This is a genomic window from Neorhizobium puerariae, from assembly GCF_042429745.1.
GTDB classification, from domain to species: Bacteria; Pseudomonadota; Alphaproteobacteria; order Rhizobiales; family Rhizobiaceae; genus Neorhizobium; species Neorhizobium puerariae.
On sequence record NZ_JBHMAA010000032.1, the window covers coordinates 230,105 to 256,736 of the forward strand.

23 protein-coding genes and 1 tRNA gene are annotated in these 26,632 nt (G+C 61.3%); 15 read left to right on the forward strand and 9 right to left on the reverse strand.

The genetic code is table 11. The features are described from left to right. Positions 1 to 37: 37 nt before the first annotated feature. Positions 38 to 874, forward strand: coding sequence for a PhzF family protein (locus tag ACFFP0_RS25585; protein ID WP_377265044.1), 837 nt, complete (start codon positions 38 to 40; stop codon positions 872 to 874). Positions 875 to 886: 12 nt separating this feature from the next. Here ACFFP0_RS25585 and ACFFP0_RS25590 read toward each other — a convergent pair whose 3' ends face one another. Together ACFFP0_RS25590 and ACFFP0_RS25595 are read right to left on the reverse strand one after the other, a co-directional pair. After that, entirely contained in the window at positions 887 to 1,798 is a 912-nt protein-coding gene (locus ACFFP0_RS25590) for an alpha/beta fold hydrolase (RefSeq protein WP_377265045.1), read from the reverse strand. 8 nt (positions 1,799 to 1,806) lie between these two features. Further along, on the reverse strand, positions 1,807 to 2,367 hold the full coding sequence (locus tag ACFFP0_RS25595) for a DUF2087 domain-containing protein (protein ID WP_377265046.1): 561 nt from the start codon (positions 2,365 to 2,367) through the stop codon (positions 1,807 to 1,809). 298 nt (positions 2,368 to 2,665) lie between these two features. Here ACFFP0_RS25595 and ACFFP0_RS25600 point away from each other — a divergent pair, with 298 nt between their 5' ends. Next, entirely contained in the window at positions 2,666 to 3,694 is a 1,029-nt protein-coding gene (locus tag ACFFP0_RS25600; protein ID WP_377265047.1) for a CorA family divalent cation transporter, read from the forward strand. Positions 3,695 to 3,734: 40 nt separating this feature from the next. Here the strand turns inward: ACFFP0_RS25600 and ACFFP0_RS25605 are convergent, their stop codons facing one another. After that, positions 3,735 to 4,703: a LysR family transcriptional regulator gene (locus tag ACFFP0_RS25605; protein ID WP_377265048.1), complete on the reverse strand. Its 969-nt coding sequence runs from the start codon at positions 4,701 to 4,703 to the stop codon at positions 3,735 to 3,737. A 145-nt stretch (positions 4,704 to 4,848) separates the two neighbouring features. On the opposite strand from ACFFP0_RS25605, the gene ACFFP0_RS25610 reads away from it, so the two are divergent. Continuing rightward, the gene (locus tag ACFFP0_RS25610) at positions 4,849 to 5,466 is read left to right on the forward strand and encodes an FMN-dependent NADH-azoreductase (protein WP_377265049.1); all 618 of its coding nucleotides are present in this window, start codon (positions 4,849 to 4,851) and stop codon (positions 5,464 to 5,466) included. Here ACFFP0_RS25610 and ACFFP0_RS25615 read toward each other — a convergent pair. Together ACFFP0_RS25615 and ACFFP0_RS25620 are read right to left on the reverse strand one after the other, a co-directional pair. Continuing rightward, on the reverse strand, positions 5,463 to 6,743 hold the full coding sequence (locus tag ACFFP0_RS25615; protein ID WP_377265050.1) for a GGDEF domain-containing protein: 1,281 nt from the start codon (positions 6,741 to 6,743) through the stop codon (positions 5,463 to 5,465). The two genes, ACFFP0_RS25610 and ACFFP0_RS25615, sit on opposite strands and share 4 nt — an antisense overlap. Positions 6,744 to 7,028: 285 nt before the next feature. Then, positions 7,029 to 7,352, reverse strand: a complete 324-nt coding sequence (locus ACFFP0_RS25620) for an HlyU family transcriptional regulator (RefSeq protein WP_377265051.1) — start codon at positions 7,350 to 7,352, stop codon at positions 7,029 to 7,031. A gap of 103 nt (positions 7,353 to 7,455) precedes the next feature. Here ACFFP0_RS25620 and ACFFP0_RS25625 point away from each other — a divergent pair, with 103 nt between their 5' ends. Together ACFFP0_RS25625 and ACFFP0_RS25630 are read left to right on the forward strand one after the other, a co-directional pair. Further along, positions 7,456 to 8,475, forward strand: a complete 1,020-nt coding sequence (locus ACFFP0_RS25625) for a glycerophosphodiester phosphodiesterase family protein (RefSeq protein ID WP_377265052.1) — start codon at positions 7,456 to 7,458, stop codon at positions 8,473 to 8,475. A 56-nt stretch (positions 8,476 to 8,531) separates the two neighbouring features. Continuing rightward, the gene (locus ACFFP0_RS25630; RefSeq protein ID WP_377265053.1) at positions 8,532 to 9,530 is read left to right on the forward strand and encodes an alpha/beta hydrolase; all 999 of its coding nucleotides are present in this window, start codon (positions 8,532 to 8,534) and stop codon (positions 9,528 to 9,530) included. Here ACFFP0_RS25630 and ilvA read toward each other — a convergent pair. From ilvA to ACFFP0_RS25645, 3 genes are all read right to left on the reverse strand, one after another. Next, complete coding sequence (gene ilvA, locus ACFFP0_RS25635) at positions 9,523 to 10,737, reverse strand: threonine ammonia-lyase (RefSeq protein ID WP_377265141.1); 1,215 nt, start codon at positions 10,735 to 10,737, stop codon at positions 9,523 to 9,525. The genes ACFFP0_RS25630 and ilvA overlap by 8 nt on opposite strands. A gap of 104 nt (positions 10,738 to 10,841) precedes the next feature. Next, positions 10,842 to 11,492 carry a metallophosphoesterase family protein gene (locus ACFFP0_RS25640; protein WP_377265054.1) on the reverse strand — a complete coding sequence of 217 codons (651 nt, stop codon included), beginning with the start codon at positions 11,490 to 11,492 and terminating at the stop codon, positions 10,842 to 10,844. Positions 11,493 to 11,548: 56 nt separating this feature from the next. After that, positions 11,549 to 11,634: transfer RNA gene (locus ACFFP0_RS25645), tRNA-Leu, on the reverse strand. 118 nt (positions 11,635 to 11,752) lie between these two features. On the opposite strand from ACFFP0_RS25645, the gene ACFFP0_RS25650 reads away from it, so the two are divergent. Continuing rightward, positions 11,753 to 12,649, forward strand: coding sequence for a TylF/MycF/NovP-related O-methyltransferase (locus ACFFP0_RS25650; RefSeq protein ID WP_377265055.1), 897 nt, complete (start codon positions 11,753 to 11,755; stop codon positions 12,647 to 12,649). A 214-nt stretch (positions 12,650 to 12,863) separates the two neighbouring features. Here ACFFP0_RS25650 and wrbA read toward each other — a convergent pair whose 3' ends face one another. Further along, entirely contained in the window at positions 12,864 to 13,463 is a 600-nt protein-coding gene (wrbA, locus tag ACFFP0_RS25655; RefSeq protein WP_377265056.1) for an NAD(P)H:quinone oxidoreductase type IV, read from the reverse strand. Positions 13,464 to 13,722: 259 nt separating this feature from the next. Here wrbA and ACFFP0_RS25660 point away from each other — a divergent pair, with 259 nt between their 5' ends. The 9 genes from ACFFP0_RS25660 to prmB all read left to right on the forward strand — a co-directional run bounded on the left by ACFFP0_RS25660 (position 13,723) and on the right by prmB (position 26,610). Continuing rightward, a complete protein-coding gene (locus tag ACFFP0_RS25660) occupies positions 13,723 to 14,499 on the forward strand; it encodes a competence/damage-inducible protein A (protein ID WP_377265142.1) in 777 nt (258 codons plus the stop codon). 112 nt (positions 14,500 to 14,611) lie between these two features. Further along, a complete protein-coding gene (locus ACFFP0_RS25665; protein WP_377265057.1) occupies positions 14,612 to 15,454 on the forward strand; it encodes a putative universal stress family protein in 843 nt (280 codons plus the stop codon). Between the two features lie 111 nt (positions 15,455 to 15,565). Beyond that, positions 15,566 to 16,063 carry a xanthine phosphoribosyltransferase gene (gene gpt, locus ACFFP0_RS25670; RefSeq protein WP_377265058.1) on the forward strand — a complete coding sequence of 166 codons (498 nt, stop codon included), beginning with the start codon at positions 15,566 to 15,568 and terminating at the stop codon, positions 16,061 to 16,063. A gap of 821 nt (positions 16,064 to 16,884) precedes the next feature. Beyond that, positions 16,885 to 20,706: a vitamin B12-dependent ribonucleotide reductase gene (locus ACFFP0_RS25675; protein WP_377265059.1), complete on the forward strand. Its 3,822-nt coding sequence runs from the start codon at positions 16,885 to 16,887 to the stop codon at positions 20,704 to 20,706. 431 nt (positions 20,707 to 21,137) lie between these two features. After that, positions 21,138 to 23,516: a putative bifunctional diguanylate cyclase/phosphodiesterase gene (locus ACFFP0_RS25680; RefSeq protein ID WP_377265060.1), complete on the forward strand. Its 2,379-nt coding sequence runs from the start codon at positions 21,138 to 21,140 to the stop codon at positions 23,514 to 23,516. A 68-nt stretch (positions 23,517 to 23,584) separates the two neighbouring features. Next, complete coding sequence (locus tag ACFFP0_RS25685; protein ID WP_377265061.1) at positions 23,585 to 24,310, forward strand: substrate-binding periplasmic protein; 726 nt, start codon at positions 23,585 to 23,587, stop codon at positions 24,308 to 24,310. 84 nt (positions 24,311 to 24,394) lie between these two features. Beyond that, the gene (gene pth / locus ACFFP0_RS25690; protein ID WP_377265062.1) at positions 24,395 to 25,138 is read left to right on the forward strand and encodes an aminoacyl-tRNA hydrolase; all 744 of its coding nucleotides are present in this window, start codon (positions 24,395 to 24,397) and stop codon (positions 25,136 to 25,138) included. A gap of 3 nt (positions 25,139 to 25,141) precedes the next feature. After that, positions 25,142 to 25,606 (forward strand): GNAT family N-acetyltransferase, encoded by a 465-nt coding sequence (locus ACFFP0_RS25695; RefSeq protein WP_377265063.1) that lies wholly within the window; start codon positions 25,142 to 25,144, stop codon positions 25,604 to 25,606. A 62-nt stretch (positions 25,607 to 25,668) separates the two neighbouring features. Then, positions 25,669 to 26,610 carry a 50S ribosomal protein L3 N(5)-glutamine methyltransferase gene (gene prmB, locus ACFFP0_RS25700; RefSeq protein WP_377265064.1) on the forward strand — a complete coding sequence of 314 codons (942 nt, stop codon included), beginning with the start codon at positions 25,669 to 25,671 and terminating at the stop codon, positions 26,608 to 26,610. Positions 26,611 to 26,632: the final 22 nt, after the last annotated feature.

A 26,632-nucleotide genomic window follows, 5' to 3' on the forward strand; every position in this document is an offset into this window, starting at 1 on the left:
TTCTTTGCGGTCTTTTCCTTCCGATCGGTTTGAAACCATGCCCACATTTCCCTTCCAGCAGGTTGACGTGTTTTCGAGCCAGCCGATGCGCGGCAACCCGCTGGCGGTCGTCGTTGGCGCAGATTCCCTGACGGACGCGCAGATGCAGGCTTTCGCCAACTGGACCAATCTCAGCGAAACGACTTTCCTGCTCGCTCCACGAGATCCAGGGGCTCATTACCGGGTCAGGATATTCACCCCGAAGCAGGAGCTGTCCTTCGCCGGTCACCCGACGCTCGGCAGTTGTCATGTCTGGCTGGCGCATTCCGGAAAGTCTCCTGATAGAGACATCGTTCAGGAATGCGGCGCGGGCCTCGTACGCATCCGGCGCGAAGGTACGAACCTTGCTTTTGCAGCGCCGCCTCTCCGGCAAAGCGGACCACTCGACGCCATCACCATGCTGCGGATCGCCAGGGGTCTCGGTCTCAGTGAAAACGCGCCGATGAAGGCGGAATGGGTCGACAACGGACCCGGCTGGACGGGCGTGCTGCTCGGCTCCCGAACCGAACTCCTGGCGTTGCAGCCCGACTTTTCCATTCTCGCAGGCCTCCGCGTGGGCGTCGTCGCTCCGGTGGACCGGACGCAGGACGACACCGACGCCGATTTCGAAGTGCGTGCCTTCACAGCGGCGGGCTTCGAAGATCCGGTTACCGGCAGCCTGAACGCCGGGCTGGCGCAATGGCTGATCGGGAGCGGCATCGCACCGGTAACCTATGTCGCAAGCCAGGGGACTGTGCTCGGGCGCGCCGGGCGCGTCCATGTCCGCCAGGATGGCGACGACATCTGGGTAGGCGGCGGCGTCACCACCTGCATTCGGGGCACGGTCCAGATCTAGGCCGATCCGGGGTCAGGACGGCACGGTTTCGGCGAAGAAAGACGAGACCATGTCCCGGACATCCCGGAGATGCGTGAACAGCACGACATGCTCGCCGCCCGGAATGGCGCAAACCCTTGCATGCGGGGCATGTTTCGAAACCTGCTCCGCGTGGCTGAACGGCACTACCGGATCATCCGTGCCATGCAGCACGAGAACCGGCACGTTCAGCCTGTCCAGAGGCAAACCCGGCAATGTCTGGAGCAGCCGGGTATCGTTGGCGGTCCCCGGCAGGCGCTCCGCCGTCCTTGTCATCGCGCTCTCCTGCAAGGCGAGGAAAAGCGGCCCCGCCTCCGGATGGGCAAGCGTCCGCTCCAGCACGGCGGGATCACTGATCGAACGTGCCGCCGTGCCTCTTTGATCGCCCAGAGCCCTGCGCCTCAACCACGCCTGCATGCCCGGAATCCTGACCAGCAACATCACCATCCGGAGACGTCGAAGCACGCGAACCGGAATGTCCAGCATGCCGGTCGCGGCCGAAACAAGGATCACCGCCTTGCATCGGTCGGGATGCCGCAGGGCGAACTGCAGTGCCGACGGACCGCCTGCCGAAACCGCCGCCATCACCGCCTTGTCGATCCGGAGCGTATCGAGCAGAGCCGCATAGGCATCCGCCTGGGCTTGCGGCGTTTCGCCGACAGCAAGCGGCGTGCCGAGATATCCGGGCCGGGACAGTGCCAGCACCCGCCATGACGCAAGGTCGGGGAACAGCGCCCGCGCAAGAAGCCAGGACTGGTCGCAACCACCCAGGCCACCATGCAGCGACACCAGGACCTGCCCCTCCCCGCGTTCGATAAGCTCGATCGGGCCGCACCGGGTCGATAGGACTTTCGCGGCCTGCATGGCGATGCTGCCCGCCGCCAACGGCGCCTGGGATGACGTCATCGGCCCCCTCAGGCCGCTTCCGCCCGGGCGATGCCCACCCGGGAGAGCAGGAGCCTCAGCTCCGGCGGCGGCTTTTTCTCGATACGCCGGTAATCGCTCCCGTCCCGCTTGCGCTGCACAAGGCCGAGGTCGAAAAGATCACGCCGCAGCAGCGCGGCATCCCCAAAGAGATGCTGCGTGTTCAGGAACTCGCCGATCTCACGTTCCGTGAACGTACGGCCCCGTGGGATTTTGGACCAGAGGAACCACAGGCACAGCTCCTGCTGCGACCGCTTGCCCGGCCAGCGGACGAGACGGCCCTCACGGTCGAAAACGCGAAGGGTCTTCAGGACGCGCGCTTCATCGGCCACAGGCTCCGGCTCCGCCGCGACATTCCAGTTCTCGATGACTTCGGCGGTCGTCGAAACGGAACGGAAATGCTGGTAGTTGCGAAAACCCGCGGCACGGCTGAGAAGATTGAGCATTTCCACATGACTCGGCCTGCGGTCGAGCTTTTCGAGCTGCTCACGAACGGATTTTGCAAAGGCCGAAATATCGGCGATCGCCATCGGAAAGATGGATCTCGGCATGTCTTATCCTCGAACGTGCCGTTCCTTCGGTGAGGTGTCGCTGGTCGCCGGCTTTCGACTTCGGCACAGGATAAGTGCTGATCATCTTTTGGAGAGCAGGTTTAGCTTCCCTTTCGGGACGGCGACGCCTCGGTGAACTGCAGACCGTGGCCCCGTTATAGCAGAGGATGGCACGTCGTCAACTCGGCACCCATGCGTCCCGACCACCCATCTTTTCGCAGGCCACGAACACACTCTTCGTCGGCGAAGGATTTGCTGGTAAAATCGATTGAAAATCGCGCGGGGAGGAAGCGCACCGATGCTGGAAAAAGCAAAAGCGACAGTAAGCTACGGCGACGAGCCTGGATTGCGCTTCGCCCTCATCCTCGACGGCCACGGCGGCTGCAGGACGGTGGACATGGCCCAGGCCTGCACCTGGAGACCGGATGACGGCATCGTCTGGCTGCATTTCGAACGCGATCATCCGGCGGCGGCGGAATGGATCAACACGAAAGGCGGCTTCGACCCGCTGGTGGCCGAGGCGCTTCTCGCGGAGGATTCCCGGCCGCGGGTGGAGCCGGTGGACGACGGACTGCTGATCATCCTGCGCGGGCTTTGCGCGGCTCCTCCGGAAGAGGCGCAGGAGCCCTCCTCCGAGATCGACCTGGTCCCGCTGCATATCTGGGTGGACGAGCGCCGCCTGGTGACCTTGCGGGACAGCGGCCACTACATCACCGCCCTGCGCGATATCCGGCAGGCCCTTGAAAAAGGCAAGGGTCCGCGGCAGGCGGGCGAGCTTCTGGCGCTCGTCAGCGACAAGCTGGTCCGCGACCTGGAGCCCGTGCTGGACGGCATGGACGAAGAGGTCGACGAACTCGACGAGCTGATTTTCAAGGGGGAAGCAAGCGAGGTTCGCCAGAGGCTGAAGCTCTTGCGTCGCCGCTCCGTGCAGCTACGCCGTTATCTGGCGCCGCAACGCGATGCGCTCAACAGGATCGAGCACGACGATGCCCCATGGCTGAAGGAGCGGGACAAGCTCCGTTTTCGCGAGGTGATCGACAAGCTGATGCGGTTCATCGAATATCTCGACGCCATCCGCGACCGCACCGGCATTCTTCATGACGACCTCTCCACGGTCATCGGCGAGCGGATCGCACGCAATTCGAACAGGCTTGCCGCATTGGCCGCATTGCTCCTGCCGCCGAGCGTCGTCGCCGGCCTTTTCGGTATGAATGTCGGTGGCATTCCGGGCGTCAACGACACCTGGGCTTTCCTGATCATCGTCGTTTTTGTCGCCGCCATTTCCGCGGGCACATTGTGGGTATTGAAGCGCATCGACTGGCTTTGAAACCCGCCTCGACCAGGCCCCGATCGACGTTACATTCGGGTTATTCCGCCGCGACAGGCATGACATGCGGGCTGTCCAGCCCGAGCTTGTCCTTGAATTCCCCATGGGACGGGCAGGACGAAAGCCGGCGCTGAAACGCCTCTATCAGCCACTGCCCTGCCGGTCCGGGGGGATGGGAAGTCCTGCGGATCGCATAGATCGGATATTCGCCCTGTTCATAGGCGTCGAGTTTCAGGGCGACGAGCGTCCGCTCCATGATGTCCCGGCCGGCGACGGAGGCCGGCAGGCCGCCCCATCCAAGTCCTCCCCTGATCAGCTGATGCTTGGTCGCGATGTCGCTCACCCGCCAGGTCCTGTAGGAAAGAACGTTGAAATCCCGGCCCTTGGTCAGGCCGGACGCATCGGTCACGACCAGTTGCACTTCCTCCCTGACGTCTGCAAGCGTCAGCGGACGGTCAAGCCTGGCGAGGGGGTGGTCGGGCGCGGCAACCGGGATCATGAAGGAATAGCCGATCTTGTCGGCGACGATCGCATCGTCCTGCCTGAGCAGCGCTCCGCCCAGCCCGATATCGGCCCGGCCGCTCATCACCATGTCCATCACCATGCCGAGCTCACCGACATTCAGGTTGAGCGATACGCTCGGAAACCTTTCGCGAAACTCACGCAATTCCGTGACGACGGCGGCGGAAGGCACCATGACGCTGATCGCCAGCGAGATTTCGGCTTCCAGACCCTGCCGGATGCTTTTCGCCCTGGCGCGCATGACCTGAAGATCGGCAACGATACGGCGCGCATCGGTGAGCATCGCCTTGCCTGCTTCCGTCAACCTCGGCTGCCGCGCCCCGCTCCGCTCGAACAGCGGCACTTCAAGCTGGGCCTCGAGATTGCCGATCGTGTAACTCACGACGGACTGGGCCCGGTTGAGCACCCGCGAGGCCGCCGAAAAGCTTCCCGTCTCGGCAACGGCGAGGAATACCTGCAATTGATCCAGGGTCGGATTTGCATCCATAGATCACCATCCAAATTATCGATAGATTACTTCGATATTATCTCAGTTTAATCGATGGTCGTCCATGCCTATCTTGCGCTGCGAAGCGGACGAGCCCTCCCACTCGTTCGGGAAAACCAGAAATCTCCAGGTAAGGAAGCAACGAATGTCCTCCATTCTCCTCGTCACCTCCAGCCCGCGTGGCGATGATTCGCTGTCCAGCAAGGTTGCCCATGACCTTGCCAACGAGCTGAGCGCGCGTGACAACGGCACTTCCATCGTCCATCGCGATCTCGGCGCCAATCCGATTCCGCATCTCGACAGCGTGACGACCTCCGCCATCCGCAAGGCTCCCCAGGATCGCACGCCGGAAGAAGCCGCAGCTGCCGACTATTCCGACAAGCTGGTTGCGGAACTGCTCGCCGCAGATACCGTCGTGATCGCCACCGGCCTTATCAACTTCAACATCTATTCGACGCTGAAGAGCTGGATCGACAACATCGCCCGTGCAGGCCAGACGTTCCGCTACACCGAAAACGGCCCCGTTGGCCTCGTCACCGGCAAGAAGGCCTACATCGTCATCGCCGCCGGCGGCGTCTATTCCGAAGGTCCAGCGCGCGGCATGAACCACGCCGTACCGTACCTCACCACCGTGCTCGGCTTCATGGGCATGACCGATGTGGAAGTCATCTATGTCGAAGGCCTCGCCTTTGGCCCGGAAGCCGCGGAAAAAGCCATCGCTGCTGCCCAGCAGCGTAACCGGCAGCTTGCTCTCGCCGCCTAAATCCCCGTCCCTGACGGAGCAAGCCTGCCAAAACGGCCGTGGACATTGTCCCGGCCGTCATTTTTTGCGCGGTAGAGACGCTCGTCGGCGCATCCGAGCAGCGCGTCGAGCGTGAGGCCGTCTTCCGGCGCCGTTGCAACGCCGAGCGACACCGTCACATGCTGCCCGTCGGGCCGCACGATCGCACGGCGGATTTCCACACGCAAACGTTCGGCGAAAGTCAACGCGCCGTCGTGACCGGTAGATGGCAGAAGCAGGACGAACTCTTCGCCGCCAAAGCGGGAAAGATGGTCTCCGGGCCGCAGGACAGCCTGCAGCCGCGCGGCCACCTCCTTCAGGACCTCATCGCCTTTCAGGTGCCCGAAGCGATCGTTGACCTCCTTGAAACGATCGGCATCGACAATGACGAGACTGACCCCTCTTCCCCGATCGAGGCAGTTGCGGATCAGAAGCGGCGCGTCCGTTTCCAACCGGCTGCGATCGAAAAGGCCCGTCAGCGCATCGACGCCGCTGCGGGCGAGAAGCGCCTGATAGCGTTCGCGGAATGTCAGGTCGTTGAAAATGTCGGAGATTTCGCGTGTCGATTTCGTGAGCCGGGGAATTTGCTCAATCTTGAGATAGGCCGCGAACAGCAGCGAATAGATCGCCACAGCGAGAAGCTTGGCCCACCAGCCACCCAGGAAGACCGAAGCCGGCGCGTCGAACAGGATGCTCAGCGCCGAATAGAAGCCGACCTGGTCAAAGGTCAGCACAACGGCTCCACTTAACGCGAACCGCAGGACCAAATGGCCCCGGAGAAGACGGCCAAGCCGCTCATAGAGCAGAATGATGCCGATCGCGTCTATGTAGAGGAGCGCGGTCCCCCAGACCATCAGCCAGCCCATCTCGTTCAGGAAGCCCATGTCGACGGAGCGTCCGGCCGGCAGCGCCACGACCTCATGGCTCTGCAATATCTGCGCGATACCGACGGTCAGGAGATTGCCTAGGAAAAGCCCATAGATCGGCTGGCGGACAGTCGCCGCATCCTCCTTCAGATAGAGCAACAGGATCATCATCAGCTTGCCGGCGAAGAAGACGGAAGAGCCTGGAGAAACAGTGCCGAACGGAAGCTCGATATAGAAGACCGCTGCGAGATAGGTTTCCATGAAATGCATGACGCCAAGCGCGGCCAGAAAGACGCCGAGGCCAAGCTGGCGCCGGAAATGCAGGAAGGCCGTCATGACGGTGAAATAAACGACCGCCTCCAGCAAGAACAAGCTGAGATTGAACACTTGCATTCCGATCCACTCTCAACCTGTGCGGGTGCCAAGCCGCTGTAACAATTACCTTTTCGAAAGCTCGAATCTGCCGGGAATTATCGCCGTTATGCGTTGCGTTGCAACAATGGCCGAAGCATTTCATCCCGAAGGCAGGCGCACCCGATCAATATCCGGTACGTTTCCCTGTCGTTTCGAGACTTTTCCTGCAGCGTCATCCCGCAGGCCGTCGCATCGGCGTGAGCGAGGCGGCTTATTGCTCCGGTGGGGACGCTTGCGGCGCTCCTGGGTGCAAGCCTGCACCCATCAGGCGGAGCGCGATTTCTCCCCGTCGGCGAACAGCGATGCACCGTTCTGATCAATGATCTGCTGGGCCTTCTTGACCGTATATTCGACGGCATCGTCCATGGAGGTGAAGACATCGGCGCGGACGAAATCACGCACCAGCACGTCGCCGTTCACTTCCTTCTCGATACGGCCCGCCAAACGGAACTGAGAACCCTCCCGGATCGGAGCGGCATAGATGAGGCAGCCGCCATGCTCGACGGGCTCAACGGATTTGCCCGCCGGTTCGGCGGATTTGCCGCCGCCGGAGAAAATGGAGAAGACATTTGATAAAAACGAAGCCATGGCGGCTGCCTAGCACATTCCTTAGCAGGCAGGAAGAAGGGACCAAGGAAAAGTCGCGACGGGACGTCTCATATATAGCCGCAGCTTTCAGGAGCCCATCCGCATGAAATGGAAGATCGTTGCACCCGTGCCCGCCGTGATCGCCGCCGCGCTCTGGATCGGCAATACATCGCTGTTCTCGCATTTTCCGGACGACAAGCCGCTCGGGATCATCGCCCACCGCGGACAGCACCAGCTCTTCGACAAGACCAATGTCCGGAGCGACACCTGCACGGCAAGCCTGATGCTGCCGCCAACCCATGATTTCCTCGAAAACACCATTGCCGGAATGAAAGCCGCCTTCGATGCCGGCGCGGACGTGGTGGAACTCGACGTGCATCTGACACCAGACAAACAGTTCGCCGTTTTCCACGACTGGACGCTCGACTGCCGCACCGATGGCAAAGGCGTTACCGAACAGACGCCGCTGCCTGTTCTGAAAACGCTCGACATCGGCTACGGTTATACGGCGGACGACGGCAGGACCTTTCCCTTCCGCGGCAAGGGGGTGGGGCTGATGCCGACGCTGGCGGAGGTCTACGAAACGCTGCCGGACGGCCGCTTCCTCGTGAATTTCAAAAGCCGCCGCGTGGAGGAAGGCGAGGCGCTCGCCGCGCTGCTGACTGCGCAGACCGCCTCCCGCGAGGCGACCTTCGGGGTTTATGGCGGCGCCGAGCCGACCGAGAAGAGCATCGCGCTGGTCGCCGGCCTGCCTGGCTATTCAGTACGCACGGCGAAGTCTTGTCTTCTCAACTACCTCGCGCTCGGCTGGAGCGGTCATGTGCCCGAGGATTGCCGACACGGCCTCGTGCCGGTGCCTGCCAACTATGCCTTCCTGCTCTGGGGCTGGCCGGAGCGTTTCTACAACCGCATGCGGGCGGCCGGTTCCGATGTCGTGCTGATCGGTCCGTACGAAGCGGGCGACGCGGGCAGCACCGGCATCGACGACCGGGAGACCTGGGACATGGTGCCGGATCGCTTTCCCGGCTTTGTCTGGACGAACGTCATCGAGAAGACACGCGTCGAGGTCGACCGCCGTGGTTTCTGCGCCCTGCCTGCCAAACCGGCGATCTGTGCGAAGTAGACTTTTCGTCGTCATGAGGTCCGCCTATCATTCTCTCGGTTCGGAGGAAGCGCCGGATGCGGATGGGATTTTCATTGTGGCGGGCTGTCATCACAGTTTCGATGGTGATGATCGTCGCCTTCGGAGGCATGCTGATGATCGGGCCGAGCCTGCCCTCCGAAGGTTTTCCTGCGTTTGACCGAAGTCGCCTGGGCGCCGATATAGACGCCTATCTCGCCGCCGGCGAGAGCGCCTTTCCCGATATTCGTCCGGGTGCTGCCAAGCGCATCGTCTGGGCCAATCCGGATACGAAAACCAGGACGCCTTTCGCGATCGTCTATATCCATGGCTTTTCGGCATCGGCGGAGGAACTGCGCCCCCTGCCCGACCGCGTCGCGACGGCTCTCGGCGCCAACCTCCATTTCACCCGGCTTGCCGGCCATGGCCGCGCCGGTGAGGCCATGGGCGAAGCGACGCTTGAAGACTGGATGGCGGATTTCTCCGAGGCTCTCTCGATCGGCGAAGCGATTGGGGAAAAGGTAATCGTCATCGGCACCTCGACCGGCGCTTCGCTCACTACGCTGGCGCTCGCCGAGCCGCAGATCGCGTCACGGATTTCCGCCACTGTCCTGCTCTCCCCCAACTACGGCATCAACAGCTTCGGCGCCTTCCTGCTGACAACGCCGATCGCGCCGCAGCTTTCCCGGCTCCTGCTCGGTCCGACGCATCGTTTCACGCCCTATAATGAACGGCATGCGGCGCATTGGACGACGGAATATCCGACCAGGGCGCTCCTGCCGATGGCCGCGCTGGTCAAGCTTGCCGTGAGGAGCCCGGTCGAGGGGATCAGCACGCCTACCCTCTTCCTCTACTCTTCATTCGATCAGGTCGTCCGCCCCGACAAGGTGCGCGCGATCGCCGGCCGCTGGGGCGCCCCGCATGAGATTGTCGATGTCGGCACGACAGGCGATCCGGCAAACCACGTGATTGCCGGCAACATCATCTCGCCGGCGACAACCGGCCCGATTGCCGACCGTGTTGCCGCATGGCTGAAGAAAACGCTTGCGATCAGATGATGAGGCTCGCCAGGATATCGTTTTCGGTAATGTCCTGATAACCCATGCCGGCCGCTTCGAAACGCCCGATCAGCGCCGCGAAATTCTCCGGCCTCGTCGTTTCGATGCCGATCAGGATGGAACCGAAATTGCGGGCGGATTTCTTGAGGTATTCGAAGCGGGCAATGTCGTCCTCCGGCCCAAGCAGGTTGAGGAAGTCGCGCAGGGCGCCGGGACGCTGGGCAAGCCGGAGGATGAAATATTTCTTGACGCCGGAATAGCGCATGGCGCGCTCCTTCACGTCCGGCAGGCGCTCGAAGTCGAAATTGCCGCCGGAAACGACGCAGATCACCCTCTTGCCGGCCAGCCTTTCAGGCCCCAGGGCCTCCAGCGCCGCGATGGACAAGGCGCCCGCCGGCTCCAGCACGACGCCTTCGACATTCAGCATTTCGGTGATCGTCACGCAGATCGCATTTTCCGGCAGAAGCAGGACCTGGTCCGGGGAAAAGCGTTTCAGCGCCTCGAAATTCAGATCGCCGATCCGCGCGACCGCCGCGCCGTCGACGAAATTGTCGAGCTTTGCGAGCGTCACCGGCTCCCCCGCTTCCAGGCTCTTCTTCAGGCTTGGCGCACCCTGGGGTTCGGTGAAGACGAAATTCTCCGGCGCGACCACATCCTTCAGGTAACCGGTCATCCCGGAAGATAGCCCGCCTCCGCCGACAGGCATGATGACTAGGTCGGGCAGGACGCCTGCCGGCAACTGTCCGACGATCTCGGCCGCGACCGTCGCCTGTCCCTCGATGATGTCGGGATCATCGAAGGGCGGCACCATGACGCCGCCGATTTCCTCCACATGGGCGCGCGCCGCCGCATAGCATTGATCGAAAATATCCCCGACCAGCCGGATGGTTATGAAATCGCCGCCGAACATGCGCGTCTTGTCGATCTTCTGCTGCGGTGTGGTCACCGGCATGAAAACCACACCCGGCACTTCGAAATGGCGGCACACGAAGGCAAAACCCTGGGCGTGGTTGCCGGCCGAGGCGCAGACGAACGTCCTGTCACGGGTGCCGGTCGCGATCGCCTTGCGGAAGAAGTTGAACGCGCCGCGGATCTTGTAGGAACGGACCGGCGACAGGTCCTCGCGCTTCAGCCAGATCTCGGCGCCGTAACGCCGGCTCAAATGCTCGTTCATCTGCAGCGGCGTTTCGGCAAAAATCGTCCGCATCGCCGCCCTGGCTTCGTCCACACCCGCTTTCGTCACGACAAACCATCCTTCGGAATTCAAGATTACCGGCTCGCTATGCCACAGGCCAAGGGCCTGTGTACAGGTCAGGATCGGGCCGGAACGCGCAGGAAGCGGACAGGACCGCCAGGCTTGTCGTCATCGAAGACCGCGCAGGAAAGCGCATCGCCGAACACACAGCCGCTATCGATATTCGTGCGGTTACCGACCGTTCTCGGATTGCCGGGAACCGGCGTATGGCCGTGGCAAAGATGATGCCCCCAGAAATCCGCCGTGTAATCGGCCGGAAAGCGTTTCCAGATCAGGTCGCGCTCGCGCTGCCCGTAAAGAGGCATGGTCTCATCCACCCCGGCATGCACGAAGATACGATGTTCATCGACATGGATCAGCGGAAGTTCCGCACACCACCGCAGGACCTGATCCGGGACGTGTCCGCCAAAGGATTGCAGAGCCCTCTGCCCGCCGTTTTCCTTCCACACGTCCGCGTCGAAACCACCGTGATGGGCGCCGACCATCATGTCCTCATGGTTGCCCTTGAGAGCGGTCCATCGCCAGCCCTGCCTTTTCGGCCCCGCCATGACGAGATCGATCACGCCCTTGCTGTCAGGACCGCGATCGATGTAGTCGCCGACGAAGACGACATGGCCGGCAGGCGCCAGATCCTCCACGCGGGCGAGCATGACCTCGAGCTCCCGAAGGCAACCGTGGATATCGCCGATGGCAAACGTGAAGCCCAAGGCATAACTCCCTGATCTGCGGGCCAAAAAGAAATTCTAGCAGAAAACCGTGGAGATGGTGCGGACGGCGGGAATCGAACCCGCATGGGATATACCCGAGGGATTTTAAGTCCCTTGCGTCTACCAGTTTCGCCACGTCCGCGCCGGAGCTTTTTCAACGGGTTACACGAAAAAAGCAAGGGCGATTTGCGACCCTTCGCTTATGCTTTGCAAATGCTGATTCACGAGGTGTTCCTGTAGGCGGAAGATTGGATTCTGCCATGGGGCCGATCGAAGGCCCGCGCGATTGCAGCAGAACTGGCAGTCGGACAACACGCAGTGGCGCCGAGCCCTATATATTTGCCGCATTTTCAGAACGCGATATAAATTCGCTACTGCAAAAGCATGGAGGGCAACACATGGGTGTGCGGGAGTTCAAGAGGCGCGTAAACTATTTCCTCAACGGCGACAGATCGCTACCCGGGTTTCATTCCGACAATCTTCGCGTGGTGCGGAAAAATATCGGGTTCCTGGATGAACCGAAATTCAAGAAGGCCTGGGAATTCGCACGCGACGGCAATATCAAGGCATGGGGCAAGAAACGCAGCGTGCCGGATATTCGCTGGCGGGCTCATGTCTGTTGCTGGGCGGCAAGAAATGCGCTGAATCTCGAAGGCGATTTCGTGGAATTCGGCGTCAATGCCGGCCTATTATCCGCTACCGTATGCAAATATCTGGATTTCCAGACGTTAGATCGTTCATTTTGGCTATTCGATACCTTCGCCGGCATCCCGATCGAGCCTCTGACCGGCAAGGCCGCGATCAAAGCAATCAAACAAAATGACGGTCTTTATTCGGATATCTACGATATAGCCGTGAGGAATTTTTCCGATTTCCCAAACGCGAAACTGATACGCGGTCGCCTTCCGGAAACGCTGGACGGTACACCGATCAGAAAGATCGCCTATCTCTCCGTCGATCTGAACGTCGCCCAATATGAGAAAGAGTGCATTGAACGGGTCTGGGACCGGATTACCTCCGGTGCGCCTATCATCCTGGACGACTATGCCTTTGCGGACCACGAGGATCAGTATCAAATGTGGAATGAATTCGCGGCGTTGCGGGGCCAGATGATCTTGACCCTGCCAACAGGCCAAGGGCTTCTCATCAAGCCTTGAAACTGGCATTGCGACCGGCAGCGTCACGACGGACCGCAGCGGTTTTCCCGGCGCCGCGCTGTAAGGAGGGTGACGACGTAGCGGACCTTGTTGTCCACGTCATCGGCCTTGAATCGAGCTTCGTCACGGGATCATCGACAACAGCTTCCAGCACAAGGAAAAAGCGCGGCGATTTCTCGCCGCGCCGATTCCATGGGGCTTCCTGATCTTGGGATCAGCCAGCCAGCTTGGCTGCCAGTTTCGCGACATGCGCGCCCTGGAACTTGGCGCCTTCCAGTTCGATATCCGAAGGCTGGCGGGAGCCGTCGCCGTCGGTGATGGTGCTTGCGCCATAGGGCGAGCCGCCCTTGATGGCGTCGACGCCCATCTGGCCGGCGAAAGCGTAAGGCAGGCCGGCAACGGCCATGCCGTGATGGAGCAGGGTCGGGATGAAGCCGAGGATCGTCGATTCCTGGCCGCCGTGCTGGGTGGCGGACGAGGTGAAGACGGAGCCGACCTTGCCGACGAGCTTGCCGTTGAACCAGAGGCCACCGGTCTGATCCCAGAAATTGCGCATCTGGGAAGCGACCGTACCGAAACGCGTACCGGCGCCGACGATGATCGCATCATAGTCGGCAAGCTCATCGACCGTGGCGATCGGTGCGGCCTGGTCGAGCTTGAAATGAGAAGCCTTGGCAACCTCTTCCGGCACCAGTTCCGGCACGCGCTTGACCGTCACGTCGGCACCGGCCGACTTTGCACCTTCCGCAACGGCGTAAGCCATCTTCTCGATGTGACCGTAAGCGGAATAATAAAGGACGAGAACCTTCGCCATGATCTTCTCCAATGCCTCTCTGTCTGTCTTAACAAGGCCGTGTCCGGCCGGACCAGGCGAAGATGTAACGGGTTCCTCCGTCGGCGACAGTCCCTCGCCCGGTCAACGCACCGTTCAACATCTGGAGACGACTTTCCGCTTACCGATCATAAATCCGTAACAGACGGCAGTTCCCGGAACGAACATCACGAAATCGCTTCTGCCGTGAAAATTTTGGGCTTAGGAGTGTGGCATCCTTGGAGGAACATTCATGTCAGAAATGCCGCAATCGCCCTCGATCGTCACCGCCGCCATGCTCGCCATCGGCGACGAACTTCTGTCCGGCCGGACCAAGGACAGGAACATCGGCCATCTCGCCGACTTGCTGACGCTGTCCGGCATCGATCTCAAGGAGGTGCGAATCGTGGCCGACGAGGAGGATGCGATCGTCGACACCCTGAACGCCCTGCGCGCACGCTACGACTACGTTTTCACCTCCGGCGGCATCGGCCCCACCCATGACGACATCACCGCGGATGCCGTTTCCAGAGCCTTCGGCCTGCCCTGCATCTACGATCCCGACGCCATGACACTGCTCGGCGACATGTACAAGCAGCGCGAGATGGAATTCACGCCGGCCCGTCAGCGCATGGCCCGCATGCCGGAAGGCGCGAAGCATATCGCCAATCCGGTTTCCACGGCTCCGGGCTTCATCATCGGAAATGTCTACGTGATGGCCGGCGTGCCACAGGTCTTCCAGGCGATGGTGGACAACGTCCTCCCGACGCTGCGTTCCGGCGCGAAGATGCTGTCGCGCGCCCTTCCCTGCCCTTACGGCGAAGGCGACATCGGCACGCTGCTTGCCGCGGTTCAAAAGGCGCATCCGGAAACGAGCATCGGCTCCTATCCGAAATACGACGGCCAGCGTTTCTCGACGGAGATCGTCGTGCGTGCCCGCGACCCGCAAGTTCTCGACGCGGCCGCCGGGGCCGTTGCCGAGATGATCGCAAGCATCGACCGGGCAAAGACGCCGACCAATCCCACCGCGGACGCCTGACCTCTTTTGGCGATGCCCTGCCCTCTTCTTGACCAGCATCAAAGTGCGCCCCAGGTAATTGTCTGAGACTGGCTTTCGAAAGATCAGTCCAGCGCCGTCAGGAGACACCGCCATGGCCTACAAGACCATTCTCGCCGTCCTCGATACCCCGCAAAATGCGAGGCAGATTGCGGATTTCAGCATCGCACTCGCGGAAAAATTCTCCTCCCACCTCATCGGTGCGCATGCGGAAACGCTGGCCGCCGTGCCGCTGATCGCGCCGATGGAGATTCCCGACCCCGCAGCCGTGCAGGTCCTCCAGGAAGTGGCGCAGAAGGAGACGGCCGAAGTCGAGCGGATTTTCAAGGAACGGACGGCCCGCGAAGGACTGTCCGCCGAATGGCGCAGCTTCATGTCGGCTGCTGGATACAGTTCCGCTTCGGTCATGGAAACGGCCCGGACGTCCGACCTGATCGTCGCCAGCCAGAGCGACCCCGCGCATGCCGACCACCGCGCGGACCTCGAGACATTCCTGTTCGAGAGCGGCAGGCCGATGCTGCTCGTCCCCTACACGATGAAGGAACCCGTGGCGATCAATCGTATCCTGGTGGCTTGGAACGGATCGCGCGAGGCGGCACGCGCCACTTTCGATTCGCTGCCCTTCCTGAAAGCCGCGACGACGGTCGAGATTCTTCTGATCGATCCGCCGGATCGCGGCGACCGGGCGCCGGAGCTGGCGGGAACGGAAATCGCCGCGACCCTTGCCCGCCACGACATCAACGTGACGCTTACGACGCAGGAAACCGGAGGCTCGCTTCCCGCCGCGGCGGTGATCGAAAACCGGCTTTCCGACAACAGCATCGATCTGCTGGTCATGGGCGGCTACGGCCATTCCCGCTGGTGGGAGATGCTGTTCGGCGGCGTCACGCGCAGCCTGCTCGATTCGATGACGGCGCTTACCCTGCTGTCCCGCTAGCGCATTCCCGGTACTGGAAATGGTGTGCAGCACCATACGAAAACTTGCGTAACGACCTGAATTGCCGCTATTAGCGAGAGCCAACGCAGCTCTCGCTAACGGCACCCGATCATGTCTCTTCCCGAAAAAGCCTTTCCCGTCTCCTGGGATCAATTCCACCGCGATGCCCGGGCGCTTGCCTGGCGGCTCGCAGGCCTCGACCAGGATTTCCGCGCGATCGTCTGTATCACCCGCGGCGGCCTCGTCCCGGCGGCGATCATCTCCCGCGAACTCAACATCCGCCTGATCGAAACGGTCTGCATCGCTTCGTACCATGATTACGTCAACCAGGGGGAAATGGCGCTGCTCAAGGGTATAGCCCCCGAGCTCGCAAAGGACGAGGGCGCCGGCGTGCTGGTGGTCGACGACCTGACGGATACGGGCAAAACCGCGTCGGAAGTCCGCGCCATGCTGCCCAAGGCGCATTTCGCCTGCGTCTATGCCAAGCCGAAGGGCGTGCCGACGGTGGATACGTTCGTGACCGAAGTCAGCCAGGACACCTGGATCTACTTCCCCTGGGATATGGGCTTCACCTACCAGGAGCCGATCGCCAAGGGCAGCAAGGGCTGATTCTCGCCTGCCCAATTCCCCTTCCTGTCCGAGAACCCGTCCTGCCGGAATCCACATGGCTTCGTTCATCGCCGGGATGCGCCCTATGGCGGTCGCCATGCGAATGCCAGCTCCGAAATGCCCCTGGAATCATAAGGTTGCCGGTGTCTTCTGGATTCCGACGTTCGCTTGGGGCTGCAACAAGATGTAGCGACGATCGGAAACGGGCACGAACAGGCACGGAATCCCGAGACGCCTCAATATGGTATGGGGAATTCCTCATTCTCCCGCCCAACCGGTGCATGCGAGCGCCTCCGCTTTGCGAAAATACCGGCAGCTCCGCTACACGGGTTTCAAACCGTTCTCGCAAAACCTTGAGATTCCTGCGCTATTTTTCATCCCCGTTATCCACAAGCAGAAAGCACAATATCTTGTGGTTATAAAACCGTTGCAATCTACGCCTTGACGAATCTCTCCGCTCGTCCGACAGTGGCCTTTATGTTGCGGCGGCGACTGGACCGGAGGTAACGAGGCCGGTTCTCTTTCGGGTTGAACGGAACAGACGATGGGTATGGCCGGCTGTGAGGGGCGGTCCTGCCAACGCCTTGTCGTGTACTCGATTTCCTGCCCCGGAACGACGGTTGGGACTGGCATAAAGATTCTGTTAATACTATATGTAGTAGTGTTGCAGCCGTCATCACCACAACATACAGGTCGACATCTCCGGATGTTTTGACCTGGAATTTGGAACTTTCAACCGGCTGCGCGCGTCGATTCCGTGTGGGCTGGAGTGGTACATCTGCGTCCCTTTTCCGGGCGCCAATTGATGAGGGACTAAGGCAATGCGCATCGAACGTCGTTTCACCAAGCCTGGCCAGGGCGCCTATGCGGACATCGAATTCTGCAAGGCCACCAGCGAGATCCGCAATCCCGACGGTTCCGTCGTCTTCCGGGCCGCCGATATCGACGTGCCGGCGCAGTTCTCCCAGGTCGCGACCGACGTTCTGGCCCAGAAATATTTCCGCAAGGCCGGCGTTCCGAAAATTCTCCGGAAGGTCGAGGAAAACGACGTTCCCTCCTTCCTGTGGCGTTCCGTTGCCGATACCGAGGCCCTGAAGGCGCTCCCCGAGGGTGAGCGCTACGGCTCCGAAACCAGCGCTGCCCAGGTTTTCACCCGTCTCGCGGGAACCTGGACCTACTGGGGCTGGAAGGGCGGTTATTTCTCGTCTGAAGAAGATGCGTCCGCCTTCATGGACGAGCTCGCCTACATGCTCGCCACCCAGCGCGTCGCGCCGAATTCGCCGCAGTGGTTCAACACCGGGCTCCATTGGGCCTATGGCATCGACGGCCCCGGCCAGGGCCATTTCTATGTCGACCCGTTCACCGGCAAGCTGACGAAGTCAAAGTCGGCCTATGAGCATCCGCAGCCGCATGCCTGCTTCATCCAGTCCGTCGAGGACGACCTCGTCAACGAGGGCGGGATCATGGACCTGTGGGTCCGCGAAGCCCGCCTCTTCAAGTACGGCTCCGGCACCGGCTCCAACTTCTCCATGCTGCGCGGCGAAGGCGAGAAGCTTTCCGGCGGCGGCCGCTCCTCCGGCCTGATGAGCTTCCTCAAGATCGGCGACCGCGCCGCCGGCGCGATCAAGTCGGGCGGCACGACGCGCCGCGCCGCCAAGATGGTCGTGGTCGACATCGACCATCCGGATATCGAGGAATACATCAACTGGAAGGTCAAGGAAGAGCAGAAGGTGGCGGCCCTCGTCACCGGCTCGAAGATCGTCGCCAGGCATCTCAAGGCGATCATGAAAGCCTGCGTCAATTGCGACGGCGGCACCGGTGAAGACTGCTTCGATCCGGCTAAGAATCCGGCGCTGAAGCGCGAGATCCGCGCCGCCAAGAAGGACCAGGTTCCGGAAAACTACGTCAAGCGCGTCATCCAGTTCGCCCGCCAGGGCTACAAGGACCTGGAGTTCAAGACCTATGACACGGACTGGGATTCGGAAGCCTATCTCACCGTTTCCGGCCAGAACTCCAACAACTCCGTCTCTCTGAAGGACGACTTCCTGCGCGCCGTCGAAAATGACGGCGAATGGAACCTGACCGCCCGCAAGGACGGCCGCATCATGAAGACGCTGAAGGCCAAGGACCTGTGGGAGCAGATTTCCTATGCCGCCTGGGCGTCCGCCGATCCGGGCATCCACTTCAACACGACAATGAACGACTGGCACACCTCGCCGGCCGGCGGCCCGATCCGCGGCTCGAACCCGTGCTCGGAATACATGTTCCTCGACGACACTGCCTGCAACCTCGCCTCCATGAACCTGCTCGCCTTCAAGGATGCCGCCACCAAGCGCATCAATATCGGCGACTACGAACATGCGACGCGGCTGTGGACGATCGTGCTCGAAATCTCGGTCATGATGGCGCAGTTCCCGTCGAAACGGATTGCCGAACTCTCCTACGAATACCGCACGCTCGGCCTTGGTTATGCGAATATCGGCGGCCTGCTGATGTCCTCGGGCATTCCGTACGACTCGGCCGAAGGCCGCGCCATCGCCGGTGCCCTCACCGCCATCATGACCGGCATTTCCTACGCCACCTCGGCAGAAATGGCCTCGGAACTCGGCCCCTTCCCCAATTTCGCGCCGAACCGCGACAACATGCTCCGCGTCATCCGCAACCATCGCCGCGCCGCTCATGGCGAGACCGCCGGCTATGAGGCGCTTTCCGTCAACCCGGTCGCGCTGATCCATTCCGAAAACCCGGACCAGGATCTGGCGGCCCATGCCAAGGCCGCCTGGGACAGGGCGCTGGAACTCGGCGAAAAGCACGGCTACCGCAACGCGCAGGTCTCGGTCATCGCGCCGACCGGCACGATCGGCCTCGTGATGGATTGCGACACGACCGGCATCGAGCCCGATTTCGCGCTCGTCAAGTTCAAGAAGCTCGCCGGCGGCGGCTATTTCAAGATCATCAACCGCGCCGTTCCGGACGCGCTGCGCTCACTCGGTTATACGGAAAGCCAGATCGCCGAGATCGAGGCCTATGCGGTCGGTCACGGCAACCTCAACCAGGCGCCCGGCATCAACCCCGGCTCGCTCCGCACCAAGGGTTTCACCGACGAGAAGATCGAAGCCGTCAACGGCGCGCTGAAGGCCGCCTTCGACATCAAGTTCGTCTTCAACCAGTGGACGCTCGGTGCCGACTTCCTGAAGGGCACGCTCAAGGTCACCGACGAACAGCTCGCCGACATGAGCTTCAACCTGCTCGAACATATCGGCTTCTCGAAGAAGGACATCGAAGCGGCCAATATCCATGTCTGCGGCGCGATGACGCTCGAAGGCGCTCCCTTCCTGAAGGCCGAGCACCTGCCGGTCTTCGATTGCGCCAATCCCTGCGGCAAGATCGGCAAGCGTTATCTCTCGGTCGAGAGCCACATCCGCATGATGGCGGCTGCCCAGCCGTTCATCTCGGGTGCGATCTCCAAGACGATCAACATGCCGAACGAAGCGACCGTCGAAGACTGCGGCGCCGCCTACATGCTTTCCTGGAAGCTGGCGCTGAAGGCGAACGCGCTCTATCGCGACGGCTCCAAGCTATCGCAGCCGCTCAACTCGTCGCTGATCGACGAGGACGATGCGGAAGACGCGATCGAGGAACTGATGCAGTCTCCAGTGGCGGCACAGGCCGTGCAGATCACCGAGAAGATTGTCGAACGGGTCGTCGAGCGCATCACCCGTGAACGGGAAAAGCTGCCGAACCGCCGCCAGGGTTACACCCAGAAGGCCAATGTCGGCGGCCACAAGGTCTACCTGCGCACCGGCGAGTTCGGCGACGGCCGCCTCGGCGAGATCTTCATCGACATGCACAAGGAAGGTGCGGCCTTCCGTGCAATGATGAACAACTTCGCCATCGCGATCTCGCTCGGCCTGCAATACGGCGTGCCGCTGGAAGAATATGTGGAGGCATTCACCTTCACCAAGTTCGAGCCGGCCGGTATCGTCACCGGAAACGACGCGATCAAGAACGCGACCTCGATCCTCGACTACGTGTTCCGCGAACTCGCCGTCTCCTATCTCGGCCGCCACGATCTTGCCCATGTCGATACGTCGGATTTCTCCAACACGGCGCTCGGCAAAGGGATCAAGGAAGGCAAGACCAATCTGATCTCCACCGGCTGGACGCGCGGCTACAAGCCGACGCTCGTACCGAACACCGGCTCGGAACGCCCCGCTTCCGAAGCCAAGGGAGCGGCGACCGCCGCCCCTGCCCGCGCCTCCGCAACGGTGACGTCGTTCACCGGCTCTGCGGCCCGCAAGCTGGAACCGACCGTTTCGATCGCGACTTCCGAAATCGTCTCGTTCAAGCGGGATTATGAAGAACGGGCGAAGGAGCTGGCGGAAGAAATCGCCGAGGAAGTGATCGAGGAGATCGTCAGCGAGGACCAGCAGGTCGCCACCGCGCTCTTCTCCGACAAGGCTGCGGCCGATGCCGCCACGGCGAAGACGGAGGCCAAGAAGGTCGAGAACGAACGCCGCATGCGCTCGATCGCTCAAGGCTACACGGGCAACATGTGCTCCGAGTGCCAGAACTTCACGATGGTCCGCAACGGCACCTGCGAAAAGTGCGACACTTGCGGCGCGACCAGCGGCTGCTCTTGATGGCCTGAGGCGCGACATGCCGTGGACAATCAATGGTCACGGCATTGCCTGCCAGGAAATGGAAACACTTCAACTTTCGGGCGCTTCGGCGCCCGAATTGTTTTCGGGAGCCGGAAATATTTACTTCCAGTATTTGCTGCCACGGCGCTGAATTCTGGCGGAAGTTCCTTGAAAACATCCTATCGGGCCTTCTCGCGAACTTGACATCTATACCTGCAAATGACGTTGCATCAGGCTGTTCAAGTATAGCCATATTGCGATAAAGTTCACGGCCGGAGTTGAGCGCGTGTCCAAGGCTCCAACCTCGTTATTATATCAAATTTTCGCATATCCGTTTCAGTGAAGTTTAATGAATACGTGAAACGATGCCTACTGCTTCAGCATGAGGAAAAGATCCGGAATCAACCGGAGGACGCATTCAGGGAAGGCGAATGACTCGTTCCGTCGAGAGTCGTTTTATTGCGATCATTTCGGGCGCCCTGCTGGTCGTCGTCGCTCCGCTATTCACGCTGTTCCTGGCGCTCTCCTCGCAGCAGGCCGCCAAGAATCTCGATGAGCACGTCAACGTCGTGCTGGTCACCAACTCCCAGGCCCTTGGCAAGCCGCTGTGGGAATTCGACACGGAAAGCATCCGGCAGATCGCATCCATACTCGTCTCCGACACCACGATCCACGGTGTGGAGATCAGCGACAACACGGGCAAGCTGCGGATTTCGGAAGTCGATGTGAATCCGGCGGATTTCCGCGGTCTGGAATCGATCTCGGAACCCATCTTCTACAAGTCGCCGCAGGGTACGCGCACTGTCGGCAGCATCACGGTCTACGTGCCAAAGCTCGGATGGTTCTCTGCCCTGCACCAGATGGAGATGGCTTTCATCTCCATCTTCATCATCGCCATTCTCACGGTTTTCGGCGCGGCGATCCTGGGCAACCGCGTCATGGTCATCAAGCCGCTGATGCGATTGACCGCAGCCATCGAGGCCACGCGCCGGCTCGGCTCGCGCCACCATGTCGACTGGCGCTCGAATGACGAGATGGGCCGGCTGGCGAAGAGCTTCAACGAGATGCAGACGCTCCTCGAACGCGAGGAACGCGAACTCAAGCGAGCGCACCAGCAGACCACGGAAATCTACAACCTGACACCCGCCATGCTGTTCTCGCTCACGAGCAACGATCAGATCGCCGCTGTCAGCGACTACTGGCTGCTTGCCACCGGGTATCGCCGTGAAGACGTCATAGGCCACCCGTTTTCCGATCTCGTCGCGCCCACCGACCGCGATGCCTACCGGAAGCGCAAGGCGCAAGGAAAGTCATCCGGGCCGGCGTTCGAAGTGACCGTCCGCTTCCTCTGCGCCGACGGCCGGTTGATGGACGTGCTGATCGTCGAGACCGAGCTTGGAGCGGCGGGCGGCAGCATGCCCGGCTCGCTCAGCGTCATGACCGATGTCACGGAACTCAAGCAGTCGGAACTGCGCAACCATCAGCAGGCGATTTCCGACCATCTGACCGGTCTCCTGAACCGGCAGGGGTTCGAGGCAATGCTCGACCGCAAGATACACGAGGCCGACAAGACCGGCACGGATGTCGCCTGCCTCTTTGTCGACCTGGACCGCTTCAAGTCGATCAACGACAATCTCGGTCATGCCGCAGGCGATGCCGTGCTTTGCCAGTTCGTCGAACGTACAAAGCCCCTACTGCGCAATACCGACAGCGCCTCGCGCCTCGGAGGCGATGAATTCGCCTTCCTCATTGCCGGCGAAAGCGCGGAGCGCCGCGCCACCGAGCTCGCCCAGAAGATCGTCGACATGTTCGAGATGCCGTTCCGCATCCAGGGCTCCGGCGTTCGCCTCAGCGCCAGCATCGGCCTTGCCTTCTATCCGAACCACGCCACCAGCGCCGCCGAGCTTCTGCAGAAATCGGACATGGCGATGTATGCCCGAAAGCGGGACGGCAAGAACGGAGCGCAGCTCTATGACCCGGCGATCCTGGATCAGACCCGGGAACGGGCGGAGATCGAGAGCGACATCGAGGTGGGCATTGCGGCGAGCTGGTTCGAGGCGCACTTCCAGCCGATTGTCGACATAGAAACAGGCGTCGCATCCGGTTTCGAAGCGTTGATGCGCATGCGCCACCCGCGCAAGGGCCTCATGGCGCCGGGCAGCATCATCAGCGTCGCCGAGGAAACCGGCATGATCGCGCAGATCGGCAACCTCATCCTCGAAGACGCCATGGCCAACCTCGCCCGGGTTTCCAGGCTGCCGGGCATGGACGACACCTACGTCGCCGTCAATTTTTCGCCGTTGCAGTTCGAGCCCGGCCTGCCAGCCCGTCTTGCGGGCCTGCTCGGCCATTACGGCATCCAGCCGCAGCGCCTCGTGGTGGAAATTACCGAGGCCGTGCTGATGCACGACAATCCGGAAATCCGCACAATCCTCAACGAAATCCACCATTTCGGATGCCTCATCGCGCTCGACGACTTCGGCACCGGCTATTCTTCGTTGAGCTATATGAGCCGTTTCCCGGTCGATATCGTCAAGATCGACCAGTCCTTTGTCCGCTCGCTCACCGACAAGGCCGGAGACGTCGGCAGCAAAAACAAAATGTTGATCGAGGGGATCAGCGCGATTTCGCATAAAATGAATTGCAAGGTTGTCGCCGAAGGCGTCGAAACGGAAGAGCAGCGGATGCTGCTCAGACAGATGGGCATCGACTACGCCCAAGGCTATCTCTTTTCGAAACCTCGTGAGATTTCCGAGCTGCTTTCGGCCCTAACTGCCCGGCAGGCCGAATTGAGGTCCATGGCGAGCTAGCGAAATATCGCCCCGCCGGACGAGATGCTGGGTCAAGAATGACAACATGCTCGTTTGGAGGGGGACAGATGAAAACCGCATCGCTGCTTCTCGCCAGTCTAAGCTTCGCGTCTGGCGCCATTGCCCAACAACCTATCGCCTTTTCGACGGAATCCTATCCGCCATTCAGCTACCGGGAGCCGGATGGCCGCTACCGTGGTGCCGGTGTCGACCAGATCGAAATCATCATGCGTGACATGGCCATGCCCTTCACGATGGAAATCATGCCCTGGGCCCGCGCCATAGCGGTCGCCGAGACACAGCCCATGCACTGCGTCTTCGCCGCCGCCCGAACGCCGGACCGGGAACCTCGCTTCAAGTGGATATTGCCGCTCTTCGTTGACCGCAGCATTCTTGTCCGACATGCCGGCACCAGCATCGATGCGACGACGATAGAGGAAGCCAGGCAATACACGGTCGGCACCCACAGGGAAGATTATACCGAAGCCCTGCTGAGAACCTCAGGCTTCCCGAAGATCGATCTCAGTGCGGATTTCGATACCACGCTTCGCAAGCTGCTCGGCGATCGCATCGACATGATGCCGATGTCGCAGAGCGTCTACGAAAAGCTGAGGAAGGAGGGAACCCCGATCGAGCGGGTCATGCTTTTTTCCAAGCAGCAGCTCGGCATTGCCTGCAATCTGGATGTGCCGGACGAACTGATCGCGAAGATGCAGGCAAACCTCGACAGGCTGATCAGGGACGGTGTCCAGGAGGCGATCTTCAGGCGATACGGCATCGAAGAACCACAATAGCGTGGCCGATCCAGCGAAACCGGTTGACTTTGCCCGCGTTTCGCGGTGGTGAAACCCTCGCTGTGCAACAACGGAAGTTCGTTCATGCTCATCATCGCGGGTCTCGGCAATCCCGGTTCCAAATACGCGGGAAACCGCCACAATATCGGCTTCATGGCGGTCGATGCCATCCAGCGGCGTCCCGGCTTCTCGCCCTGGTCGAAGAAGTTCAAGGCGGAGATATCCGAAGGGGAGCTTGCCGGCGAAAAGGTTCTGCTGATGAAGCCGCAGACCTTCATGAACCTTTCCGGCGAGGCGGTCGGCGAGGCGATGCGTTTCTACAAGCTTGGGCCGGAAAACGTCATCGCCATTTATGACGAACTCGACCTGCCGCCCGGCCGGGCCCGCATCAAGACAGGCGGCGGCCATGGCGGCCACAATGGCGTAAAGTCGCTCGATGCCCATTCCGGCAAGGACTATCGGCGCCTGCGCCTCGGCATCGGCCATCCGGGCGCCAAGGAACTCGTGCACAATCATGTGCTCGGCGATTTCGCCAAGGCTGACCAGACATGGCTCTCTCCCCTTCTCGACGCGCTCGCCGACAATGCGGAAATGCTCGTCAAGACCGAGGATTCGCAGCTTATGAACAAGCTGGCGCTCGCCGTCGGCGGCAAGCCCGAAGAGAACAAACCGGAAAAAGCCGGGCCGAAGACGGAAAAGCCGCCACAACCGAAGACCACCGGCAAATCCCACATCCACCAGGCCCGCGGCGGCGCAAAGCCGAATCTCCCGACGACCGGTCCGATGGCCGAAATGCTCAAGAAGATGTTCGGCAACAAGGGCGAATGACCGATGAGCGATCCGAACCTCGCCATTCGCGCAGCCGGAGACGGCGATCTCGATTCCTTGCTCAAACTCTATCGCCATCTCAACCAGGATGACCCGATCCTGGAACCGGCGCTGGCCGAAGAGAGGTTCAGCGCCATGCTTGCCCAGCCCGGAATGACCGTCTTCATCGGTTTCGCCGATGGCCAGCCGGCCTCGACGGTAACCCTGATCATCGTGCCCAACCTCACCCGCAACGGCGCATCCTACGCGCTGATCGAAAACGTCGTCACCCATGCCGACCACCGCAGACGCGGTTATGCCGAAGCGCTGATCCGCACGGCCGCCGGCAAGGCATGGCAGAACGGATGTTACAAGGTCATGCTACTCACCGGTTCGCAGAACCCCGCCACGCTGCGCTTCTACGAGGGTTGCGGTTTCGTCCGGAACAAGACCGGCTTCCAGATGCGCCGGCCCTGGGCACCCTCGTGACGGAAGGAGTGGCGCCGTTGTGCGAGCCGCTATGGGAAGCCTACGAAAACTGGAAGTACGACATGAGCAAGACCTCGAACATCGATGACATCGTCGGCGAACTCGCCACGCTGCGCGACTATTGGCGCTACGCCATCTCCCGCTTCAACGCGGCGAACTTGAGCTATGGCCACGGTACCACGACGGCCGGCGACGATGCGGCCTTCCTGATCCTCGACTCGCTCGACCTGCCGATCGACGCTCTCGATCCCTTCCTCGATGCGCGCCTCCTGCCCCCGGAGCGCAAGCTGCTGGCCGAGCGGATCGAAGCCCGCGTTACGACCCGCAAGCCGTCTGCCTATCTGACCGGGCGTTCGTATATCCAGGGCGTCCGCTTCCATGTCGACGAACGGGTCATCGTACCGCGCTCTCATATCGGCGAGATCCTGTTCAGCGAATACCTGAATCAGGAAGGCTCGTCCTATCTGCCCGATCCGCTGAGCGTCGAAAGCGCCGTCGACATCTGCACCGGCTCGGGCTGCCTTGCCGTACTGGCCGCGAAATTTTTCCCCTATGCCGAGGTCGATGCCGTCGACCTGTCGTCCGACGCGCTGGACGTGGCGAAGCTCAATGTCGCCGAGCACGAGCTTGAAGACCGGGTGGCATTGCATGAGGGCGACCTGTTCGCACCGCTCGGCAAGAAGAGGTACGACCTGATCATCACCAATCCGCCCTATGTCGATCATGAGGCGATGGACGGCTTCCCCGAAGAATTCCGGGCAGAGCCCGCAATGGCTTTCGATGGCGGAAAGGACGGCCTGGATATCGTCCGACGGTTGCTCGCGGAGGCGCCGAAGCACCTGAAGCCCGAGGGCGGCATGATCTGCGAAATCGGTTCCGGCCGTGAAATCCTCGAAGAGGAATTCCCCGATCTCGATTTTCTTTGGCTGGAAACAGCGGAATCCCAGGACGCCGTCTTCTGGATTTCCGCAGAGGCGCTCGGCGTCAGGGCCAAGAAGAAATAGGCAGGTTCCGTCCCCTCGCCCG

Bases quoted from the DNA above. Each gene is read 5' to 3' on its own strand.
- ACFFP0_RS25585 (WP_377265044.1), top strand. From the start codon at position 38: ATGCCCACATTTCCCTTCCAGCAGGTTGACGTGTTTTCGAGCCAGCCG.
- ACFFP0_RS25590 (WP_377265045.1), bottom strand. From the start codon at position 1,798: ATGACGTCATCCCAGGCGCCGTTGGCGGCGGGCAGCATCGCCATGCAG.
- ACFFP0_RS25595 (WP_377265046.1), bottom strand. From the start codon at position 2,367: ATGCCGAGATCCATCTTTCCGATGGCGATCGCCGATATTTCGGCCTTT.
- ACFFP0_RS25600 (WP_377265047.1), top strand. From the start codon at position 2,666: ATGCTGGAAAAAGCAAAAGCGACAGTAAGCTACGGCGACGAGCCTGGA.
- ACFFP0_RS25605 (WP_377265048.1), bottom strand. From the start codon at position 4,703: ATGGATGCAAATCCGACCCTGGATCAATTGCAGGTATTCCTCGCCGTT.
- ACFFP0_RS25610 (WP_377265049.1), top strand. From the start codon at position 4,849: ATGTCCTCCATTCTCCTCGTCACCTCCAGCCCGCGTGGCGATGATTCG.
- ACFFP0_RS25615 (WP_377265050.1), bottom strand. From the start codon at position 6,743: ATGCAAGTGTTCAATCTCAGCTTGTTCTTGCTGGAGGCGGTCGTTTAT.
- ACFFP0_RS25620 (WP_377265051.1), bottom strand. From the start codon at position 7,352: ATGGCTTCGTTTTTATCAAATGTCTTCTCCATTTTCTCCGGCGGCGGC.
- ACFFP0_RS25625 (WP_377265052.1), top strand. From the start codon at position 7,456: ATGAAATGGAAGATCGTTGCACCCGTGCCCGCCGTGATCGCCGCCGCG.
- ACFFP0_RS25630 (WP_377265053.1), top strand. From the start codon at position 8,532: ATGCGGATGGGATTTTCATTGTGGCGGGCTGTCATCACAGTTTCGATG.
- ilvA (WP_377265141.1), bottom strand. From the start codon at position 10,737: ATGCGGACGATTTTTGCCGAAACGCCGCTGCAGATGAACGAGCATTTG.
- ACFFP0_RS25650 (WP_377265055.1), top strand. From the start codon at position 11,753: ATGGGGCCGATCGAAGGCCCGCGCGATTGCAGCAGAACTGGCAGTCGG.
- wrbA (WP_377265056.1), bottom strand. From the start codon at position 13,463: ATGGCGAAGGTTCTCGTCCTTTATTATTCCGCTTACGGTCACATCGAG.
- ACFFP0_RS25660 (WP_377265142.1), top strand. From the start codon at position 13,723: ATGCCGCAATCGCCCTCGATCGTCACCGCCGCCATGCTCGCCATCGGC.
- ACFFP0_RS25665 (WP_377265057.1), top strand. From the start codon at position 14,612: ATGGCCTACAAGACCATTCTCGCCGTCCTCGATACCCCGCAAAATGCG.
- gpt (WP_377265058.1), top strand. From the start codon at position 15,566: ATGTCTCTTCCCGAAAAAGCCTTTCCCGTCTCCTGGGATCAATTCCAC.
- ACFFP0_RS25675 (WP_377265059.1), top strand. From the start codon at position 16,885: ATGCGCATCGAACGTCGTTTCACCAAGCCTGGCCAGGGCGCCTATGCG.
- ACFFP0_RS25680 (WP_377265060.1), top strand. From the start codon at position 21,138: ATGACTCGTTCCGTCGAGAGTCGTTTTATTGCGATCATTTCGGGCGCC.
- ACFFP0_RS25685 (WP_377265061.1), top strand. From the start codon at position 23,585: ATGAAAACCGCATCGCTGCTTCTCGCCAGTCTAAGCTTCGCGTCTGGC.
- pth (WP_377265062.1), top strand. From the start codon at position 24,395: ATGCTCATCATCGCGGGTCTCGGCAATCCCGGTTCCAAATACGCGGGA.
- ACFFP0_RS25695 (WP_377265063.1), top strand. From the start codon at position 25,142: ATGAGCGATCCGAACCTCGCCATTCGCGCAGCCGGAGACGGCGATCTC.
- prmB (WP_377265064.1), top strand. From the start codon at position 25,669: ATGAGCAAGACCTCGAACATCGATGACATCGTCGGCGAACTCGCCACG.